The organism is Pantoea agglomerans NBRC 102470 (assembly GCF_001598475.1).
Taxonomy (GTDB): Bacteria; Pseudomonadota; Gammaproteobacteria; order Enterobacterales; family Enterobacteriaceae; genus Pantoea; species Pantoea agglomerans.
The window spans coordinates 13,608-32,352 of record NZ_BCZA01000001.1 but is presented as its reverse complement, the minus strand read 5'-3'; the positions used below and the strand labels follow the sequence as shown (position 1 = coordinate 32,352).

The following is an 18,745-nucleotide window of genomic DNA, read 5'->3' as shown; positions in this document are numbered from 1 at the left end:
ATTTTCACCCGTCATCGACATTCATCATGGTCTCGCATGGACAAATCGCGGCAGCAGCATCTTACCCGCTGGCTTCGTCAGCAACGTCATTTCGCCGGTCGCTGGTTGCGACTCAACACCCTGCTGGGCATGGCAAGTGCACTTCTGATCATTGCTCAGGCGGGTTTACTGGCCTCACTGCTGCAGGCTCTGATTGTTGACCAGCAGCCGCGCGAAGCCCTGACAGTCAGCATCCTGCTATTACTGCTCTGCTTTGTGCTTCGCGCCCTGATTAACTATGCCCGTGAACTGACCGGTTATCGTGCCGGACAGGCTATCCGTCAGGCTTTACGTCAGCAGGTATTAGACCGGTTATCTGATCTGGGGCCGGCGTGGATTCAGGGAAAGCCAGCCGGCAGCTGGGCGACGCTGCTGCTGGAGCAGATCGAAGAGATGCAGGAGTATTACGCGCGCTATCTGCCGCAGATGACCCTGGCGGTGCTGATCCCCTGCTGCATTCTGCTGACTATTTTTCCGCACAACTGGACGGCGGGTCTGATCCTGTTTGCCACCGCGCCACTGATTCCGCTGTTTATGGCGCTGGTCGGGATGGGTGCGGCCGAGGCCAACCGCCGGAACTTCCTGGTGCTGGCCCGCCTGAGCGGTAACTTTCTCGACCGCCTGCGCGGCAGAGAGACGCTGCGGCTGTTTCATCGTGGCGCAGCGGAGCAGCAGGCGGTTGCCGCCGCCACCACCGATTTTCGCCAGCGCACCATGGAAGTGCTGCGCTTAGCCTTTCTCTCCTCTGCCGTGCTGGAGTTTTTTGCCTCGCTGGCGATTGCCGTGGTGGCCGTCTACTTTGGTTTCTCCTATCTGGGCGAATTGCATTTCGGTGATTACGGCCAGGGCGTGACGCTGTTTGCCGGCTTTCTGGTGCTGATCCTCGCCCCGGAGTTTTTCCAGCCACTGCGCGATCTCGGCGCTTTCTATCACGCCAAAGCCCAGGCTGTAGGCGGTGCCGATGCCCTTGAAGCCTTTATGCAGGCGACGCCTGCCACCGCGCCGCAGGAAGGCCAGTTGCCCTTCACTGCCGATCGCTCAATCGCACTTACCGCCGAAGATCTGCGTGTCTGTGCGCCTGATGGTCAGGTGTTGTGCGGCCCGCTCTCTTTTACTGTCGCCCCTGGCGAACAGATTGCGCTGGTCGGTCAAAGCGGGGCCGGTAAAACGGCCCTGATGAACGCCCTGCTCGGTTTTCTGCCTTATCAGGGTTCGCTGAAAGCGAATGGCGTTGAACTTCGCGATATACGACGGAGTGACTGGCATCAGCAGCTCAGTTGGGTAGGACAGAATCCTCAGTTACCGGCCGCCACCTTGCGCGACAATATCGTGATGAATGCGGCCTGGGATGACGAGCGTTTTGCGGCGCTGCTGGAGTCGTGCGGCATTAATGAGTTCCTGCCTCGGCTGCCCCAGGGCATTGACACCCAGCCCGGCGATGGCGGTAATCAGCTGTCGGTGGGTCAGGCGCAGCGGGTCGCGGTCGCGCGCGCACTCTATAAATCCTCGCATTTTTTGCTGCTCGATGAACCCGCAGCCAGCCTGGATGCGCTCAGTGAACGTCATGTGATGCTGGCACTTAACCAGGCGGCAGCCCGCCAGACCACGCTGATGATAACTCATCAGATTGATACGCTAAGTCACTGGCAGACCCTCTGGGTAATGGAAGCCGGTAAGCTGGTGCAACAGGGTAACTGGCAGCAGCTGTCGCAACAGCCGGGTGCGTTCAGTGAGATGCTGAAGCATCGTCAACAGGAGATTCGCTGATGTCCGCCTTGCGTCCTTTTCTTCGTCTCTGGCTGCGCCACCCTTATCGCCTGGTGCTGGGCATCGTGCTGGCGATTGTTACCCTGCTGGCCAGCATCGGCCTGCTGACGCTTTCAGGCTGGTTTCTGGCCGCCTCGTCAGTGGCAGGCGTAGCCGGGCTCTATACCTTCAACTATATGCTGCCTGCGGCAGGCGTACGTGGCGCCGCCATCATTCGCACTGCCGCACGCTATGCTGAACGGCTGGTCAGCCACGATGCAACATTCAGGGTTCTTCAGCATCTGCGTGTCCACACCTTCAGCCGCCTGATGGCCCTTTCGCCAGGCCAGCTTTCGCGGTTCCGGCAGGCGGATCTGCTCAACCGCTTCGTGGCCGATGTCGATACGCTGGATCATCTCTATCTGCGCGTCATCTCGCCGCTGATCGGCGCACTGGTGGTGATTGTCGTGGTTACCCTCGGAATGAGCTTCATCGATCTTCAGCTGGCACTGACGCTGGGCGGCATCATGCTGAGTACCCTGGTGGTGATGCCAGCGCTGTTTTACCGTCTGGGATCGCCCGCAGGCGGCGCGATTGCCCGTGGGCGCGCCCGCTGGCGCTTACAGCTGATGCAGTGGCTGGCGGCTCAGGCTGAACTCACCCTGTACGGTGCCTCGCGGGACTGGCGTCAGCAACTTGATGAAGATGAACAGCGCTGGCAGCAGGCTCAGAGCCAGCAACAGCGCTTGCAGGCTGCGGCACAGAGCGTGCTGCTGCTGATCAGCGGCGTAACCGTCACACTGTTGCTCTGGCTCAGTGCGGCGACAATCAGCCAGCAGCAGTTGCCCGGCTCGCTGATTGCCCTGGTGGTGTTTTGCGCGCTGGCTGCTTTCGAGGCGCTGGCACCGGTTGCAGGGGCCTTTCTGCCCATGTCGCAGGTGATAAATGCCGCTCAGCGAGTCAATGACATTATCGATCAGTCACCCGCTATCACCTTTCCGGCAGATTCAGACGCCCGGCCAGGACGACTCGCGGTTGCTATCGATCAGCTCGACTTCAGCTATCCCGACCGCCCGGATAAGGTGCTGAACCGCTTTACCCTTAAGGTGGCAGCCGGTGAACACATTGCACTGCTGGGGCCGACCGGCTGCGGCAAATCCACTCTGCTGGCGCTGTTAACCCGTGGCTGGGATAGCCAGCACGGTGTTATCAGCCTGAATGACCTGCCGATCACCGCATGGTCAGAGCCAGCGCTGCGTCAGCGCATCAGCGTGGTGACTCAGCGGGTTCATCTCTTCAGTCAGAGCCTGCGTGATAACCTACTGCTGGCCTGTCCCGATGCTACTGATGAGCAGTTACGCCGCGTGCTGAATGACGTCGGCCTGCAGCGCCTGCTTGAGAGCCCGGAAGGATTAAACGCCTGGATGGGAGAAGGCGGTCGCCCGCTGTCAGGCGGCGAACTGCGTCGGCTGGCGCTGGCGCGTGCGTTACTGCATAACGGCGATCTCTGGCTGCTGGATGAACCCACCGAAGGACTGGATGCCACAACCGAGCAGCATATCCTCACCCTGCTGCAGCGGCTGACCGCTGGCAAGACCGTAATAATGGTCACCCACCGTCTCAGCGGCCTGGAGCAGATGGATCGCATCTGCGTGATGGATAATGGCGTGATTGTGGAACAGGGAAGTCATGCCGAATTAATCTCAAAAGCGGGTCGGTACTGGCGTTTCCGACAGCGGATTGCGCTATAGTCTTAGCGAAATGCTGATAGGTAACAAAACGCGATGAGACTGGTACAACTGTCACGGGAATCTTTGCAATTTCCCCCACCGGAGATGGCGCTGCGCGAGCCAAACGGCCTGCTGGCCATGGGGGGTGATCTCTCCCCTGCCCGGTTACTTAACGCTTATCAGCGCGGCATCTTTCCGTGGTTTTCTTCTGGCGACCCGATTCTCTGGTGGTCGCCCGATCCCCGTGCAGTGCTATTGCCTGAGCAGTTTCATCTCAGCCGGAGCATGAAGCGTTTCCACAGCCGTTCGCCCTATCGGGTGACGATGAATGAGTCATTTGCCGAGGTGATCGAGGGCTGTGCCACCGGTCGTGAGGAAGGCACCTGGATCACCTTTGAAATGAAGCGCGCCTGGTTGCGATTGTATGAACTGGGCCACGCCCACTCCATTGAAGTATGGGACGAACATCAGCTGGCAGGTGGCATGTATGGGCTGGCGATGGGGCAAATCTTCTGCGGCGAATCAATGTTCAGCCGTCAGCAGAATGCGTCAAAAACCGCACTTTGGGTATTTTGTCAGCATTTTCTCAGACATCAGGGCCGTCTGGTGGATTGTCAGGTACTTAACCCTCATACGGCCTCTTTGGGCGCGCAGGAGATCCCGCGCGCAGACTATCTGCAATATGTACAAAGCCTTGCGTGCCAGCCTGTCAGCGATGGCTGCTGGCAGACACAAACCCTTTTTTAGTCGCACAGAGATGTTTTGCACACATAAAGGCGTATTAAGTGGTATAATGGTCGAGTTTGGTATGTCGTCCGCGCTTCGCAATAACGAGCCGGAATTGCCAGGCTGGGAATCTCAACGCACTCTCGGAACTGTTTTCAATCGTGCGCGTGTAACCGGTTGATACAGATTCTTAGCCCGCTAATCCCCCGCAGACGTCACATAAACACCCTAATTTTACCGGATGCGCGCGACTGACGTGCACCCCGGCAAAGCGTTGGCAAAATCGCCGACGGTTCTTTACATAAATCGTTGAATTGGGCATTATCTTGCCGGTTCAACTGAAAGGTAGTACACCCAGAGGATTCGATGGCCAAAGAAGACAATATTGAAATGCAAGGTACCGTACTGGATACGTTACCTAACACCATGTTCCGCGTAGAACTTGAGAACGGACACGTGGTTACTGCTCATATCTCCGGTAAAATGCGCAAAAACTACATCCGCATCCTGACGGGTGACAAAGTGACCGTTGAGCTGACCCCGTACGACCTGAGCAAAGGCCGCATTGTCTTCCGTAGTCGCTAATTTGCAGTAATCTCATCGCTCTGCAATTTGCAGCGAAAAAAAGGCCGGATTTTAATCCGGCCTTTTTCATATCTGCAGCAGGTGATTAATGAACAGTGCCTTCGGTTTTGCGTTTTTCAGCACTCAGGAAGTGATAGGTCAGTTCACCTTTCTCACGATCCAGCGCCACTGACACCGAGCCGCCATCCACCAGCGAACCAAACAGCAGTTCATTGGCTAACGGTTTCTTCAGGCTGTCCTGCACGGTGCGCGCCATCGGACGAGCGCCCATCGCTTTGTCGTAGCCTTTCTCAGCAAGCCAGTCGCGTGCTTCATCGCTGACTTCCAGCGACACGCCTTTGGCATCCAGCTGCGCCTGCAACTCGACAATGAACTTGTCGACCACCTGATGGATCACCTCTGGTGACAGGTGACTGAACCAGATAATGTTGTCGAGACGGTTACGAAACTCTGGAGAAAACATCTTTTTGATCTCTTCCATGGCATCGGTGCTGTTGTCCTGATGAATCAGGCCAATCGACTTACGTTCAGTCTCGCGGACACCGGCGTTAGTGGTCATGACCAGCACCACGTTGCGGAAGTCCGCTTTGCGACCGTTGTTGTCGGTCAGCATACCGTTATCCATCACCTGCAGCAGCAGGTTGAAGACATCCGGGTGTGCTTTCTCAATCTCATCCAGCAACACCACCGCATGAGGATGCTTAATCACCGCATCCGTCAGCAGGCCGCCCTGATCAAAACCGACGTAACCCGGAGGCGCACCAATCAAACGGCTGACGGTGTGACGCTCCATATACTCGGACATATCAAAGCGCAGCAACTCAATGCCCAGCGCTTTCGCCAGCTGCACGGTGACTTCCGTTTTACCGACACCGGTAGGCCCGGCAAACAGGAAGGAACCGACCGGCTTACGATCCTGACCCAGACCTGCACGGCTCATTTTGATCGCTTCCGTCAGCGCCTCAATGGCGTTGTCCTGACCAAACACCAGCATCTTCAGACGATCGCCCAGATTTTTCAGCGTATCGCGGTCGCTTGCTGACACGCTTTGCTCAGGAATACGGGCAATACGGGCCACCACCGTTTCAATGTCAGAGACGTTGATGGTTTTCTTGCGCTTACTGGCTGGCATCAGGCGCGCTCGCGCACCCGCTTCATCAATCACATCAATCGCCTTGTCAGGCAGATGACGGTCGTTGATATATTTCACCGCCAGTTCCACGGCTGCGCGCACCGCTTTCGCGGTATAGCGCACATCGTGATGCGCTTCGTACTTGGTCTTCAGGCCATTCAGGATCTGCACGGTCTCTTCTGGTGAAGGCTCCGTGATATCGATCTTCTGGAAGCGACGCGCCAGGGCACGATCTTTTTCAAAGATGTTGCTGAATTCCTGATAGGTGGTGGAACCCATCACCCGAATCTTGCCAGAGGAAAGAAGAGGTTTGATCAGGTTCGCAGCATCGACCTGGCCGCCGGATGCAGCACCCGCACCGATGATGGTATGGATCTCATCGATAAACAGAATGCTGTGTTCGTCCTGCTCCAGTTGCTTCAGCAGCGCTTTGAAACGTTTTTCAAAGTCACCACGGTACTTGGTGCCGGCTAATAACGAACCGATATCCAGTGAGTAGATCGTGCAGTCTTTCATCACTTCCGGTACATCGCCCTGCTCTATGCGCCAGGCGAGACCTTCAGCAATGGCGGTTTTACCCACACCCGACTCACCCACCAGCAGCGGGTTATTTTTACGGCGACGGCATAGCACCTGAACGGTACGTTCCAGCTCTTTATCGCGACCAATCAGTGGATCAATACCACCGACGCGAGCAAGCTGATTAAGATTGGTGGTGAAGTTTTCCATACGCTCCTCCCCGCCTGCTTGCTCTTCGTTAACCGGATTTTCTGCGCCTGGCGCCTGGCCGGACTCATCTTTACGCGTACCGTGAGAGATGAAGTTCACCACATCAAGGCGGCTCACTTCATGTTTGCGTAGCAGATAAGCCGCTTGCGACTCCTGCTCGCTGAAAATGGCGACCAGCACATTCGCACCGGAGACTTCGCTGCGACCGGATGACTGGACATGGAAAACCGCACGCTGCAGGACGCGCTGGAAGCTAAGCGTGGGTTGTGTATCACGCTCCTCTTCGCTGGCAGGCAGCACGGGCGTAGTTTGTTCGATGAAGGCTTCGAGTTCCTGCCGCAGAGCCACAATGTCCACCGTACAGGCTTCCAGTGCCTCTCTGGCCGACGGGTTACTGAGCAACGCCAGTAACAGATGCTCGACGGTCATAAACTCATGACGGTGCTCACGCGCTCTGGCGAAAGCCATATTTAAACTGAGTTCCAGTTCTTGATTGAGCATTAGGCACCTCCCCCAATTATCGCCCTTACCTGTTTCCTATATGGAGACGGGTTCAGGCCTTTTCCAGCGTACACAGCAACGGATGATGATTTTCCCGTGCATAGTTGTTCACCTGGGCCGCTTTTGTTTCGGCGACTTCTGCAGTAAATACACCACAGATCGCCTTGCCGTGATAGTGAACTTTCAACATCAGCTGCGTTGCACGTTCAACATCATAAGAAAAGAACTTTTGTACAACGTCAATAACAAATTCCATAGGTGTATAATCGTCATTATTCAGAATGACTTTATACATAGAAGGCGGCTTTAACCCTTCACGTACTTTATCGTCGGCCAGATGTTCAAAGTTAAGCCAGTCGTTTGCGTTTGCCATAGTGTTCCGTTGAGATTTTGCTTTTAGCCTTTAAGTAGCTACATATTGAGAGTTTAACATGCCTGTCAAGCCGCATGCCGCTGCTGAAAATTTATTCAGAAATTCCCCTGCGCGACCTGCATCACAAAATTTGCAATAGCGTTAACTGCCTCAAATTTTGATGATTTTTTCCCCACCTGGCCCGGTGGTTTGCTTGACGTCAGCCGCGCTTTCTCTACATTCTAGCTGCACAGGCTGATTGAGTTTTAATCAAATCCGACTCACAGCTTCGATGACCTCACCTACTTATAAAATGTCTTGCGAGGGAAGTAAAAGCATGGAGACGGGCACAGTTAAATGGTTCAACAATTCCAAAGGCTTTGGCTTTATCTGTCCGATTGGCGGTGGCGAAGATATTTTTGCGCACTACTCCACCATTCAGATGGAAGGCTACCGCACGCTTAAGGCAGGCCAGCAGGTTCAGTTCGATGTCCACGAAGGCCCGAAAGGCAATCACGCCAGCCTGATCGTGCCGGTCGAGGTGCAGGCTGTGGCCTGACACATATCGCCTTTCTGAACAAAGACCCAAAAATGCCAGCCAGTGCCGCTGGCATTTTCCTGTTCGATGTCACCTAATCTGCCTGGCCCTGCGCCAGTCCAATCACCCGGGCAAACATCTGCCGCATCAATGGCGGGATGGCCTCTGGCCCGCGTTCCGCCGCCGACGTAGCCACTGCGATCGCCAGTTCCGGCTTGGAGCTCTGGTGAATCGCTTTAGTAATAATACGCCTGGAACTCATCGGAACGTTTAACGGCAGGTGCGCCATCTGATGATAGACATCCTGAAAGCCGTGCTGATAGAGAAAATTTTCCATATCCAGCGCCGGTAACTGCGTCAGAAAACGCGGCTCCGGTTCACCCGGCTTTAACTGAGTGCGTGCCGTACTGGCATATTTATTCCCCGCCTGATCACCATCAGTCAGGACATGCCAGGCGATACCCATGCGCCGGGCAAACTTCAGTAGCGGTTTTAACCCCGACTGCGCAAACTCAATCACCTTCACGCCTTCAGCGGCGAAGTTGTAACCGCACTGCTGCGCCAGCTCATTCATGATCCAGACTTCGGTTTCTCCCTCCACCAGCAGCCAGCAACGGGCGAACAGCGCAGCAGGCCGGTTGACCCGAATATGGAAGCCGATGCGCCGGCTCTCTTCGGCACTCAGTCCCTCCGGACCGATGCGCCAGGCCGCTACGCGCGAGGGTCCACGCACCAGACGACAGACGTTTTCCACCGGCACCTGCGACAGCAGCTCCGGCGAATTAGTGGTGGCGATTTTTTGCAGCGGCAGCAGCCTCAGCAGATTCCATGCTACCGACAGCATAATCGGATGCAGCCGGGTTTCCGGATCTTCAATCAGCAGCAGCGGGCGTGCACCGGCGGCCAGCGGGACGTCTCCTCGTGCCTCAATCAGTAGGGTAAACATCTGCAGCAGTATCAGCTGACGGCTGCGGGAGTCGGTTCCGGTAATCAGCTGATTCAGGTGATCCAGCGCCCGCCATCCCTGTCCCCCCTCGCGCGTCTGCGGATCCCGTAGCCTGACCTCGTTGCCCGCATCGGGCGGCTGCACCAGGAAGTAGTGCTGCATCAGTTGCTGCATCGTCTTCAGCCCCTGCCGCAGCACCTCATCGCTGAGCTGTTGCGGATGGTGCTCCAGATCGCGCGCCAGCGTCTCCATACCCGCCAGTAGCTCAGGATGTGCGGTGGGGAGCGGCGCACTACTCCGCGTCCGCTTACTGAAACGCGCATCGCGCAATCGCAGAACCGGATACCGTTTCAGCAAAAGATCGATGGCTGCCGCGCAGTTCTGCTCAGGCAACAGCTGATAGTTCAGGTCAATAAAACGACGCCGGGTTTCGATACCGCTGTCACGCCAGGTGGCGCTGACGCTGTAACAGAGCTGACGCTGGCCCTGAGCATCACGCTGCCAGAAGGTCGAGAGCACCGCATCCGGGTCGTTGCCGTCATCGCGAAAGTGGAACACCACCGACAGACGGCGCATCGGATCGGTCACATCGCCTGGGGTGAAATGGAAATCAGCCTCGGTAAAAACATAGGCCGGTTCATGGGCCGAAAGTAACAGGCTCAGGGCATCCAGCAGACTGGATTTGCCCCAGGCATTCTCACCAATCAGCAGATTGGTCTGGGTTAAAGGCAGTGAGAGCTTATTGATGCCGCGGAAACCGCGAATGTCGATATGTTCCAGAATCATAGGCGTCCATCCTCAGTTTATAAACAGCATGGTAGCCGCCAGCGAGCCGGTCAAGCCGCTTTCTCAGGGTTTACTCCGTTACGCTTTTTCGCTAGCGTGTGGCCTCTTCCACCATGGATGGCCCTTATCGCTATGTACTCCGGACTCCTGATTATTCTTCTGCCGCTGATCGCCGGCTGGCTGCTACCGTTCCGTCAAACTTCAACCCTGCGCCGGGTCAATCAGCTGCTGGGCTGGATGGTTTACGTCATTCTGTTCTTTATGGGCATCAGCCTGGCCTTTCTCGACAACCTGAGCAGCAATCTGCTGGCGGTATTTCACACCGCGCTGGTAGCGGCCTTCTGCATTCTGCTGTGCAACCTGCTGGCGCTGCGCGGGCTGGAAAAATATGCCCCCTGGCAGCATGCGCACCGGCAGGAGAAACTGCCCTCGCGGCTGCATATGGCGCTGGACTCTCTGAAGCTGTGCGGCGTGGTTGTCATCGGTTTTCTGCTTGGCCTGACCCAGTGGCCACTGCTGCACCACGCCTCGACGGCCAGCGAATATGCGCTGATCTTCCTGCTGTTTCTGGTGGGCATTCAGCTGCGCGGCAGCGGCATGACGCTGCGTCAGATTATCCTGAACCGTCGTGGCCTGCTGGTTGCCAGCGTGGTGCTGGTCAGCGCGCTTATCGGCGGCATGATTGCGGCGTTGCTGCTGGGCGTGCCGCTGAAAACCGGTCTGGCGTTAGCCAGTGGTTTTGGCTGGTACTCTCTCTCCGGCATTCTGATGACCGAAGCTTTTGGTCCGGTCATCGGCAGCGCCGCCTTCTTCAACGACCTGATACGTGAACTGGTGGCAATCATGCTTATTCCGGCGCTGATTGGCCGTCATCGCTCCAGCGCACTCGGCCTGTGTGGCGCCACTTCAATGGACTTTACCCTGCCGGTGCTGCAGCGGGCGGGCGGCAATGAGATCGTCCCGGCCGCCATTGTGCACGGCTTTGTGATGAGCCTGCTGGCCCCGATTCTTATCGCCCTCTTCTCCGCCTGAATCCTGTCTGATATGCGCTGAGCTCTGCCAGCGCATTTTTTCACGCCTGCTTTTCTGCCGTGTCGTCTACGCTTCTTTTTTCGGTTCTGGTCACGTCACTCTTCAGGGCGGGCCGACAAAGGAGAAGAGCATGAAACAAACCGTCGCGGCGCTGGTCGCCAAAACGCTGGAAAGCGCGGGCGTAAAACGCATCTGGGGCGTCACCGGGGATTCCCTTAACGGCCTGAGCGACAGTCTTAATCGCATGGGCACCATTGAATGGATGCCGACGCGCCATGAAGAAGTCGCCGCATTCGCAGCGGGCGCGGAAGCGCACATCAGCGGTGAACTGGCGGTCTGCGCCGGCTCCTGTGGGCCAGGCAACTTACATCTGATCAACGGTCTATTCGATTGCCATCGTAACCGCGTTCCTGTTCTGGCGATTGCGGCACATATTCCCTCCAGCGAAATCGGCAGCGGCTATTTTCAGGAAACTCATCCGCAGGAGCTGTTCCGCGAATGCAGCCACTACTGCGAACTGGTTTCGAACCCTGAGCAGCTCCCGCAGGTGCTGGGCATCGCGATGCGTAAAGCGATTCTGAATCGTGGTGTCTCGGTGGTGGTGCTGCCTGGGGATGTCGCGCTTAAACTGGCGCCAGAGAGCGTCAGCGCGGAATGGTATCCGCCACAGTTGCCGCAGGTCCTGCCACAGCCCGCCGAACTGGCGCAGCTGGCGCAAACGCTGAACGAAGCCAGCGATATTACGCTGCTGTGCGGCAGTGGCTGCGCCGGAGCGCATCAGGAGGTGGTGGCGCTGGCAGAAGCGCTGAAAGCCCCTATCGTCCATGCGCTGCGCGGCAAAGAACACATCGAATATGACAACCCTTATGATGTCGGCATGACCGGACTGATCGGTTTCTCATCCGGTTTCCACGCCATGATGAATGCCGGGACGCTGGTGTTGCTGGGCACGCAGTTCCCCTATCGCGCCTTCTATCCGGAAAAGGCTAAAATCATCCAGATTGATATCAATCCGGGCAGCCTTGGGTCACATTGTCACGTCGATCAGGCCTATGTCGGCGATGTGAAAAGCACACTGCAGGCGCTGCTGCCGCAGCTGACGCACAAAAGCGATCGCAGCCACCTCGACAGCGCGGTTAAGCACTATGGCGAGGCGCGCAAAAGTCTGGACGAGCTGGCGCAGCCCAACGACAAGCAGCCGATCCATCCGCAATATCTGGCACAGCAGATCAGCCACTACGCCAGTGATGACGCCATCTTTACCTGCGATGTCGGGACACCGACCGTCTGGGCGGCGCGCTATCTGAAGATGAACGGCAGACGTCGCCTTCTGGGTTCGTTTAACCACGGCTCAATGGCGAACGCGATGCCACAGGCGCTGGGCGCGCAGTCGATTGATCGCAATCGTCAGGTGGTAGCACTGTGTGGCGACGGCGGCTTCAGCATGCTGATGGGGGATTTTATCTCGCTGGCGCAACTGAAAATGCCGGTCAAACTGGTGATTTTCAACAACAGCGTGCTGGGCTTTGTGGCGATGGAAATGAAAGCGGGTGGCTATCTCACCGATGGCACCGAGCTGGAGAATCCTGACTTTGCCGCTATCGCCGAAGCCTGCGGTATCCGGGGTATCCGGGTGGAAAAGGCATCTGATCTCAATGGCGCGCTGGAGCAGGCGTTTGCCCACGATGGCCCGGTGCTGGTGGATGTCATTACCGCCAAAGAGGAACTGGCGATGCCGCCGGAGATCAAAATGGAGCAGGCTAAAGGCTTCAGTCTCTACATGCTGCGCGCCATCATGAATGGTCGCGGTGATGAGGTGGTAGAACTGGCGAAAACCAACTGGCTGCGGTAAAACAGAGACTCCATCCAGGCGGGCGCGATGCCCGCCTTTTTTTTCTTCCGCCATGTTCAGGAGCATAGGGTGATCGATTTACGCAGTGATACCGTAACCCGGCCCAGCGCCGCCATGTTAAGCGCGATGATGTCTGCCGAAACCGGTGATGACGTCTACCGTGACGACCCCACCGTAAATGCGCTGGAGGCGGAAGCCGCACGGCTGAGCGGCAAAGCAGCGGCGCTGTTTTTCCCGACCGGCACCCAGGCGAATCTGGTAGCGCTACTCAGCCATTGCGAACGCGGCGATGAATATATCGTCGGTCAGCAGGCGCACAACTACAAATATGAGGCGGGCGGCGCGGCGGTGCTGGGCAGTATTCAGCCACAGCCGATTCTGGCCGCCGACGATGGCACCCTGCCGCTCGACGTAGTAGCGGCAGCCATCAAGCCGGACGATATTCACTTTGCCCGCACCCGTCTGCTGAGTCTGGAGAACACGCATCACGGTAAAGTCCTGCCGCTGGCGTATCTGGAACAGGCGTGGACTTTTACCCGCGAGCACCAGCTGGCGCTGCACATTGATGGCGCACGCATTTTCAATGCGGTAGTCGCGCAGCAGACCACGCTGGCGGCGATTGCCCGCTACTGCGACACCCTGACCATCTGTCTCTCTAAAGGCCTGGGCACGCCTGTCGGTTCTCTGCTGTGTGGCGACACGGCGCTGATTGAGCGCGCACGTCGCTGGCGTAAAATGACCGGCGGCGGCATGCGCCAGGCCGGTATTCTGGCGGCGGCGGGTCTCTATGCGTTAGAACACAACGTGGCGCGGCTGCAGGAGGATCATGACAATGCCGCCTGGCTGGGACAGCAGTTGCATGAGCTGGGCGTTCAGGTCATCGATCAGCAGACCAACATGCTGTTTGTGGCGGTGCCGGAAGCCCAGGTCAAACCATTAGGTGAGTGGATGAAGGCGCGCGGGGTGTTAATCAGCGCAGGAACCCGCACTCGTCTGGTCACCCATCTGGATGCTGATCGTGCGGCACTGGCGCAGGTCGTCGCCCACTGGAAGGCGTTTTTACACCAATAATCCGCTATTGCGCCGCGCCATATTTATCCAGTAGCGCGGCAGCTATCGCGGCGGTTTCTGCATCGGGCTGCCCGCGATAATCCGCAGGCCGGAAATGCATCTGAAACGCGGCGATTACCCTCTGCTGTTCACGCGCGCTCATCTCTGCCGTCACCGGATAGCCATAGCGCTGTAAACGTTCCAGTAGTGGCTCCACGGGTACCACCGCGTGCGGATCCTGACCCGCTAAATGAAACTGCACTCGTCCGGCATCGGGCCAGGCACCCATTCCGCGCTGGGCCAGCTGATGCCACGGAAAGAGTGGGCCGGGATCCTGCTTACGCTGCGGCGCGATATCACTGTGACCGACAATATTTTCCGGTGCGATGCCGTAGCGCTGTGCAATATCGCGCAGCAGCGCCTCCAGCGTGGTGATCTGCGCAGCGGTAAATGGCTGCCATTCAAGACCTGTCAGGGTCCGGCGATAACCCTGGTTCACCAGTTCGATACCAATCGATGTGTCATTGATGCGGCTGGCTCCGCGCCAGAAGCTTGGACCGGCATGCCAGGCGAGCTGCTGCTCCGGCACCAGTTGCCAGATAATGCCTTTCCCGGCGCGCTGTGGCGGCTGCCGCGGGATCAGATAGTGGGCGCTGACTTCCCGATCGGTCAGGGTCGCCAGCGACGAAGAAAAATCTTCGGCGGTGTAGTGGATCACAATCACCTTCACCCGCGGTCGCGCGCCCTGCGCCGGATGCCGCAGATCGGCCCAGTAGCCGTCACGGGATTCTATCCCGGACTGGCAGCCCGCCAGCAGCAGCGACAGTATCAGCCACAGCCACCGTTTCAACGAATGATCACCGCCGTGCCGCTGACGCTTACCATCAGCATGCTGCCATCTTTGCCGACCGTTTCGTAGTCAATATCGATACCGACCACGGCGTTGGCGCCCAGCGCTTTTGCCTGCTCCTCCAGCTCTTCAAACGCGATCTCTCGCGCTTTGCGCAGCTCTTTCTCGTAAGCACCGGAGCGGCCACCGACCACATCACGGATGCCAGCGAAAAAGTCACGGAAGATGTTGGCACCCAGAATCGCTTCACCGGTGACGACGCCACAATATTCGCTGATGCTGTGACCTTCCAGCGTGGGGGTTGTTGAAAATTTCATCGCATTCTCCTTGTTGAAAACCGGGCTAAGGCTCTTTCGACTAAAAAGCACGGCTATACTCTATGCTAAAAAGGGCACCTTGCCAGAGAACCATAAGGAAATCGAGATGAGAAACAACGCGTTTGCGCTAATGATCCCGGCGGCCCTGCTGCTCAGCGCCTGTACCACCGTTGAGCCAGTGATTAAGGATAATGGCCCACGTACCGCACCGTGCATTGAAGGCGGTCCTGACCAGGTGGCCCAGCAGTTTTACGACCTGCGTATCGAACAGCCTACGCAGGGTCTGCCCGACAGCAACACCCTGGCAAAATATCGCCCTTACCTGAGTGATGCGCTGTACCACTCATTGCAGGCGGCCAGCGGCAGCAATGCAGGCGCACAGTGGCGCAATGGCGATCTCTTCTCCAGCCTGTCACAGGGTCCGACCGCCGCCAGCGTCGCTGATGCTTCCACCATTCCGAACCGCGATGCACGCAACATCCCGCTGCGGGTCGACCTGAGCCGCGACGGCAAGCAGTGGCAGGATGAAGTGCTGATGATCCATCAGGGCAGTTGCTGGGTGGTGGATGATGTGCGCTACATGGCCAACCCTGCGCATGCAGAGGGTGGCAGCCTGAGCCAGATGCTTGAGAAATCGAAAAAATAACCTCAGGCTTAACCGTTCAGAGAAGCGCAGTCGCCCCCGGGCGCTGCGCTTTTTTTATTTCCGCCGCCCGTCCCGCTGCAGCGCGCTGCTCCCAGGCAGTGCATGATATTGTGCTAAGCTTTTGCGGTTAGCCTGCTGTTTTACAAATTTTAACCCACCTTATTTGCATAACTATTCTGGTGACGTTAAAATCCGCGACACTAATAGCTATTCAAATCTGGCGCATGAGTATTCAACTAAACGCAATAAACTGCTTCTACGGTGCTCATCAGGCGCTGTTCGACATTAACCTTGAGTGTCCGCAAGGCGAGACCCTGGTGCTGCTGGGTCCCAGCGGTGCGGGTAAGAGTTCGCTGCTGCGGGTGCTTAACCTGCTGGAGCAACCGCGTTCAGGTCAGTTGCAGATTGCCGGTAATCAGTTCGACTTCAGCCAGAAACCCTCCGATGCTGCGATTCGCGAACTGCGTCAGAACGTCGGTATGGTGTTTCAGCAGTACAACCTCTGGCCGCATCTTACCGTGCTGCAGAATCTGATTGAAGCGCCCTGCCGGGTACTGGGCCTCAGCAAAAGTGACGCCCGCGCCCGCGCCGACAAGCTGCTTGACCGGCTGCGCCTGACGCCCTACAGCGATCGCTTTCCGCTGCATCTCTCCGGTGGTCAGCAGCAGCGTGTGGCGATTGCCCGCGCGCTGATGATGGAGCCGCAGGTGCTGCTGTTCGATGAGCCGACTGCCGCGCTGGACCCTGAAATTACCGCACAGATTGTCAGTATCATTCGCGAACTGGCCCAGACCCGTATTACCCAGGTGATTGTGACCCATGAAGTGGAGGTGGCACGTAAAACGGCCAGCCGCGTCGTCTATATGGAGAACGGTCACATTGTGGAACAGGGCGATGCCAGCCGCTTTACACAGCCGCAAACCGAGGCGTTTGCTCACTATCTTTCGCACTAAGTCAGGATGCTAAAAATGAAAAAAATGGTACTTGCTGCACTGCTTGCTGGTTTTAGCCTGAGCGCTACGGCGGCACAGACGATTCGTTTTGCGACCGAAGCCTCTTATCCTCCTTTTGAGTTTGTGGATGCGGACAACAAGATTCAGGGCTTTGATGTCGATCTGGCCAATGCGCTGTGTAAAGAGATTGATGCGACCTGCACCTTCACCAATCAGGCGTTCGACAGCCTGATCCCAAGCCTGAAATTCCGTCGTTTTGATGCGGTGATGGCGGGCATGGATATCACACCAGATCGTGAAAAACAGGTCCTGTTCACCAAGCCTTACTACGACAACTCCGCGCTGTTTGTTGCCCAGAAAGGCAAAGTTGCCAGCGTGGAAGCGCTGAAAGGCAAGCGGGTTGGCGTCCAGAACGGCACCACGCATCAGAAATACCTGACTGAGAAACACAGCGAGATCACCACCGTTCCTTACGACAGCTATCAGAATGCGGTGCTGGATCTGAAAAATGGCCGTATTGATGCTGTGTTCGGTGACACCGCAGTCGTCAACGAATGGCTGAAGCAGAATGCCGCGCTGGCTGCCGTTGGTGAGAAAGTCACGGACAAAGCCTACTTTGGTACCGGCCTGGGCATTGCGGTACGTACCGGTAACACCGAGCTGCAGACCAGATTCAATGGCGCGCTGGATAAGATCAAAGCAGACGGCACGTACAAAACCATCTACAGCAAATGGTTCCAGCAGTAATCTCTGATGAATGAAATGATGACCCTCGCAAGCGCCGCCGGCATGACCGTCGGCCTTGCTGTTTGTGCTCTCATCGCTGGCCTGGTGCTGGCGATGATTTTCGCTGGCTGGGAGTCACTGCGCCTGAAACCGCTGGCGTGGATTGGCACCGGCCTGGTAACGCTGATCCGTGGCCTGCCGGAAATTCTGGTGGTGCTGTTTATCTATTTTGGCGCCTCACAGCTGCTGCTCACCCTCTCTGACGGCTTCACCCTGAATTTCGGCCTGTTTCAGTTACCGATACAGGTAGAAATTGAAAACTTCGACGTCAGTCCGTTCCTGTGCGGTGTGATAGCGCTGGCGATGCTCTATGCCGCCTACGCCTCGCAGACGCTGCGCGGCGCGCTGAAAGCGGTGCCGATGGGTCAGTGGGAGTCGGGTCAGGCGCTGGGCATGAAAAAATCGGCCATCTTTCTCCGGCTGATTATGCCGCAGATGTGGCGTCACGCCCTGCCCGGTCTGGGCAATCAGTGGCTGGTGCTGCTGAAAGATACCGCGCTGGTCTCGCTGATTAGCGTCAACGATCTGATGCTGCAAACCAAAAGTATTGCCACCCGCACGCAGGAGCCGTTTACCTGGTTCCTGGTGGCGGCCGCTATCTACTTAGTGATCACGCTGTTCAGCCAGGCGGTGTTACGCCGCATCGAACTGCGCACCACCCGCTTTGAACGGGGGAACAGCTAATGCTGGCCTATCTGCCTGAACTCCTGAAAGGGTTGCATACCAGCCTGACGCTGACGGCAGCATCGCTGGTCATGGCCCTGCTGCTGGCGCTGCTCTTCACCGTGGTGCTGTCGCTGAAAACGCCGGTGTTCAACCCGCTGGTCAAAGGCTTTATTACACTGTTTACCGGCACACCGCTGCTGGTGCAGATCTTCCTGATCTATTACGGTCCGGGACAGTTTCCCTCGATCCAGCAGATCCCCTGGCTGTGGCATTTACTGTCGCAGCCCTGGCTGTGCGCGATGCTGGCGCTGTCGCTGAACAGCGCGGCTTACACCACGCAGCTGTTTTACGGTGCGGTGCGTGCGATTCCTTCCGGACAGTGGCAATCGTGTGCCGCGCTCGGCATGAGCCGCAAAGATACGCTGCGCATTCTGCTGCCATATGCATTTAAACGCGCCCTCTCCTCCTACTCCAATGAAGTGGTGCTGGTGTTCAAAGGCACCTCGCTGGCCTACACCATCACCCTGATGGAAGTCATGGGCCACGGCCAGTTGCTCTATGGCCGCACCTACGACATCACAGTCTATGCCGCGGCGGGTCTGGTTTATCTCTGCGTTAACGGTTTGCTGACGCTGATGATGCGGCTGATCGAAAAGCGCGCCCTGGCCTTCGAACGACGTAACTGATATCCGGGCGAGGCCCCTCGCCCTTTTCGCCTGAAAAATCACACTAATTGCATAAAAATGCATTTTATGGCAGGGTATCGCCTTCTCTGGCTGACCA

Annotated in this window: 18 protein-coding genes; 13 read left to right on the top strand and 5 right to left on the bottom strand. The window is 57.2% G+C overall.

Going from position 1 to position 18,745, the window contains the following annotated elements:
- Positions 1-36: 36 nt before the first annotated feature.
- The 4 genes from cydD (at position 37) to infA (ending at position 4,826) form a co-directional block, all read left to right on the top strand.
- Positions 37-1,806 (top strand): heme ABC transporter permease/ATP-binding protein CydD, encoded by a 1,770-nt coding sequence (gene cydD, locus PAG01S_RS00165; RefSeq protein WP_062757313.1) that lies wholly within the window; start codon positions 37-39, stop codon positions 1,804-1,806.
- Positions 1,806-3,536: a heme ABC transporter ATP-binding protein/permease CydC gene (gene cydC / locus PAG01S_RS00160; RefSeq protein ID WP_062757311.1), complete on the top strand. Its 1,731-nt coding sequence runs from the start codon at positions 1,806-1,808 to the stop codon at positions 3,534-3,536. The genes cydD and cydC overlap by 1 nt, the downstream gene beginning before the upstream one ends.
- A 33-nt stretch (positions 3,537-3,569) precedes the next feature.
- On the top strand, positions 3,570-4,262 hold the full coding sequence (aat, locus tag PAG01S_RS00155; RefSeq protein ID WP_010254921.1) for a leucyl/phenylalanyl-tRNA--protein transferase: 693 nt from the start codon (positions 3,570-3,572) through the stop codon (positions 4,260-4,262).
- A gap of 345 nt (positions 4,263-4,607) precedes the next feature.
- A complete protein-coding gene (gene infA, locus PAG01S_RS00150) occupies positions 4,608-4,826 on the top strand; it encodes a translation initiation factor IF-1 (protein WP_002211347.1) in 219 nt (72 codons plus the stop codon).
- Between the two features lie 85 nt (positions 4,827-4,911).
- On the opposite strand, the gene clpA is transcribed toward infA, so the two are convergent.
- Both clpA and clpS read right to left on the bottom strand, forming a co-directional pair.
- Positions 4,912-7,188 carry an ATP-dependent Clp protease ATP-binding subunit ClpA gene (gene clpA, locus PAG01S_RS00145; protein WP_010254457.1) on the bottom strand — a complete coding sequence of 759 codons (2,277 nt, stop codon included), beginning with the start codon at positions 7,186-7,188 and terminating at the stop codon, positions 4,912-4,914.
- Between the two features lie 52 nt (positions 7,189-7,240).
- Positions 7,241-7,561 (bottom strand): ATP-dependent Clp protease adapter ClpS, encoded by a 321-nt coding sequence (gene clpS / locus PAG01S_RS00140; RefSeq protein WP_010254453.1) that lies wholly within the window; start codon positions 7,559-7,561, stop codon positions 7,241-7,243.
- Positions 7,562-7,877: 316 nt separating this feature from the next.
- Here clpS and cspD point away from each other — a divergent pair, with 316 nt between their 5' ends.
- Positions 7,878-8,099: a cold shock-like protein CspD gene (cspD, locus tag PAG01S_RS00135; RefSeq protein WP_010254451.1), complete on the top strand. Its 222-nt coding sequence runs from the start codon at positions 7,878-7,880 to the stop codon at positions 8,097-8,099.
- 73 nt (positions 8,100-8,172) lie between these two features.
- Here the strand turns inward: cspD and PAG01S_RS00130 are convergent, their stop codons facing one another.
- Positions 8,173-9,810, bottom strand: coding sequence for an ATP-dependent nuclease (locus tag PAG01S_RS00130; protein ID WP_062757309.1), 1,638 nt, complete (start codon positions 9,808-9,810; stop codon positions 8,173-8,175).
- Positions 9,811-9,942: 132 nt separating this feature from the next.
- Between PAG01S_RS00130 and PAG01S_RS00125 the strand changes: the two genes are divergently transcribed.
- The 3 genes from PAG01S_RS00125 to ltaE all read left to right on the top strand — a co-directional run bounded on the left by PAG01S_RS00125 (position 9,943) and on the right by ltaE (position 13,765).
- Positions 9,943-10,842 carry a LysO family transporter gene (locus tag PAG01S_RS00125; protein WP_010669750.1) on the top strand — a complete coding sequence of 300 codons (900 nt, stop codon included), beginning with the start codon at positions 9,943-9,945 and terminating at the stop codon, positions 10,840-10,842.
- Positions 10,843-10,972: 130 nt separating this feature from the next.
- Positions 10,973-12,694, top strand: a complete 1,722-nt coding sequence (poxB, locus tag PAG01S_RS00120) for a ubiquinone-dependent pyruvate dehydrogenase (RefSeq protein WP_062757307.1) — start codon at positions 10,973-10,975, stop codon at positions 12,692-12,694.
- 69 nt (positions 12,695-12,763) lie between these two features.
- Entirely contained in the window at positions 12,764-13,765 is a 1,002-nt protein-coding gene (gene ltaE, locus PAG01S_RS00115; protein ID WP_010254443.1) for a low-specificity L-threonine aldolase, read from the top strand.
- 4 nt (positions 13,766-13,769) lie between these two features.
- Here ltaE and PAG01S_RS00110 read toward each other — a convergent pair whose 3' ends face one another.
- Positions 13,770-14,594, bottom strand: a complete 825-nt coding sequence (locus PAG01S_RS00110; RefSeq protein ID WP_062757305.1) for an N-acetylmuramoyl-L-alanine amidase — start codon at positions 14,592-14,594, stop codon at positions 13,770-13,772.
- Positions 14,591-14,911 (bottom strand): heavy metal-binding domain-containing protein, encoded by a 321-nt coding sequence (locus PAG01S_RS00105; protein WP_003849304.1) that lies wholly within the window; start codon positions 14,909-14,911, stop codon positions 14,591-14,593. Before PAG01S_RS00105 ends, PAG01S_RS00110 begins: the two co-directional genes overlap by 4 nt.
- A gap of 106 nt (positions 14,912-15,017) precedes the next feature.
- Between PAG01S_RS00105 and PAG01S_RS00100 the strand changes: the two genes are divergently transcribed.
- The 5 genes from PAG01S_RS00100 to artM all read left to right on the top strand — a co-directional run bounded on the left by PAG01S_RS00100 (position 15,018) and on the right by artM (position 18,648).
- Positions 15,018-15,557 carry a lipoprotein gene (locus PAG01S_RS00100; RefSeq protein ID WP_010254434.1) on the top strand — a complete coding sequence of 180 codons (540 nt, stop codon included), beginning with the start codon at positions 15,018-15,020 and terminating at the stop codon, positions 15,555-15,557.
- A gap of 224 nt (positions 15,558-15,781) precedes the next feature.
- On the top strand, positions 15,782-16,510 hold the full coding sequence (artP, locus tag PAG01S_RS00095) for an arginine ABC transporter ATP-binding protein ArtP (RefSeq protein WP_010254433.1): 729 nt from the start codon (positions 15,782-15,784) through the stop codon (positions 16,508-16,510).
- A 15-nt stretch (positions 16,511-16,525) separates the two neighbouring features.
- Positions 16,526-17,257, top strand: a complete 732-nt coding sequence (artJ, locus tag PAG01S_RS00090) for an arginine ABC transporter substrate-binding protein (protein WP_010254432.1) — start codon at positions 16,526-16,528, stop codon at positions 17,255-17,257.
- Between the two features lie 6 nt (positions 17,258-17,263).
- Positions 17,264-17,980, top strand: a complete 717-nt coding sequence (artQ, locus tag PAG01S_RS00085; RefSeq protein WP_010254430.1) for an arginine ABC transporter permease ArtQ — start codon at positions 17,264-17,266, stop codon at positions 17,978-17,980.
- A complete protein-coding gene (artM, locus tag PAG01S_RS00080) occupies positions 17,980-18,648 on the top strand; it encodes an arginine ABC transporter permease ArtM (RefSeq protein ID WP_062757303.1) in 669 nt (222 codons plus the stop codon). The genes artQ and artM overlap by 1 nt, the downstream gene beginning before the upstream one ends.
- The last annotated feature ends 97 nt before the right edge of the window (positions 18,649-18,745 follow it).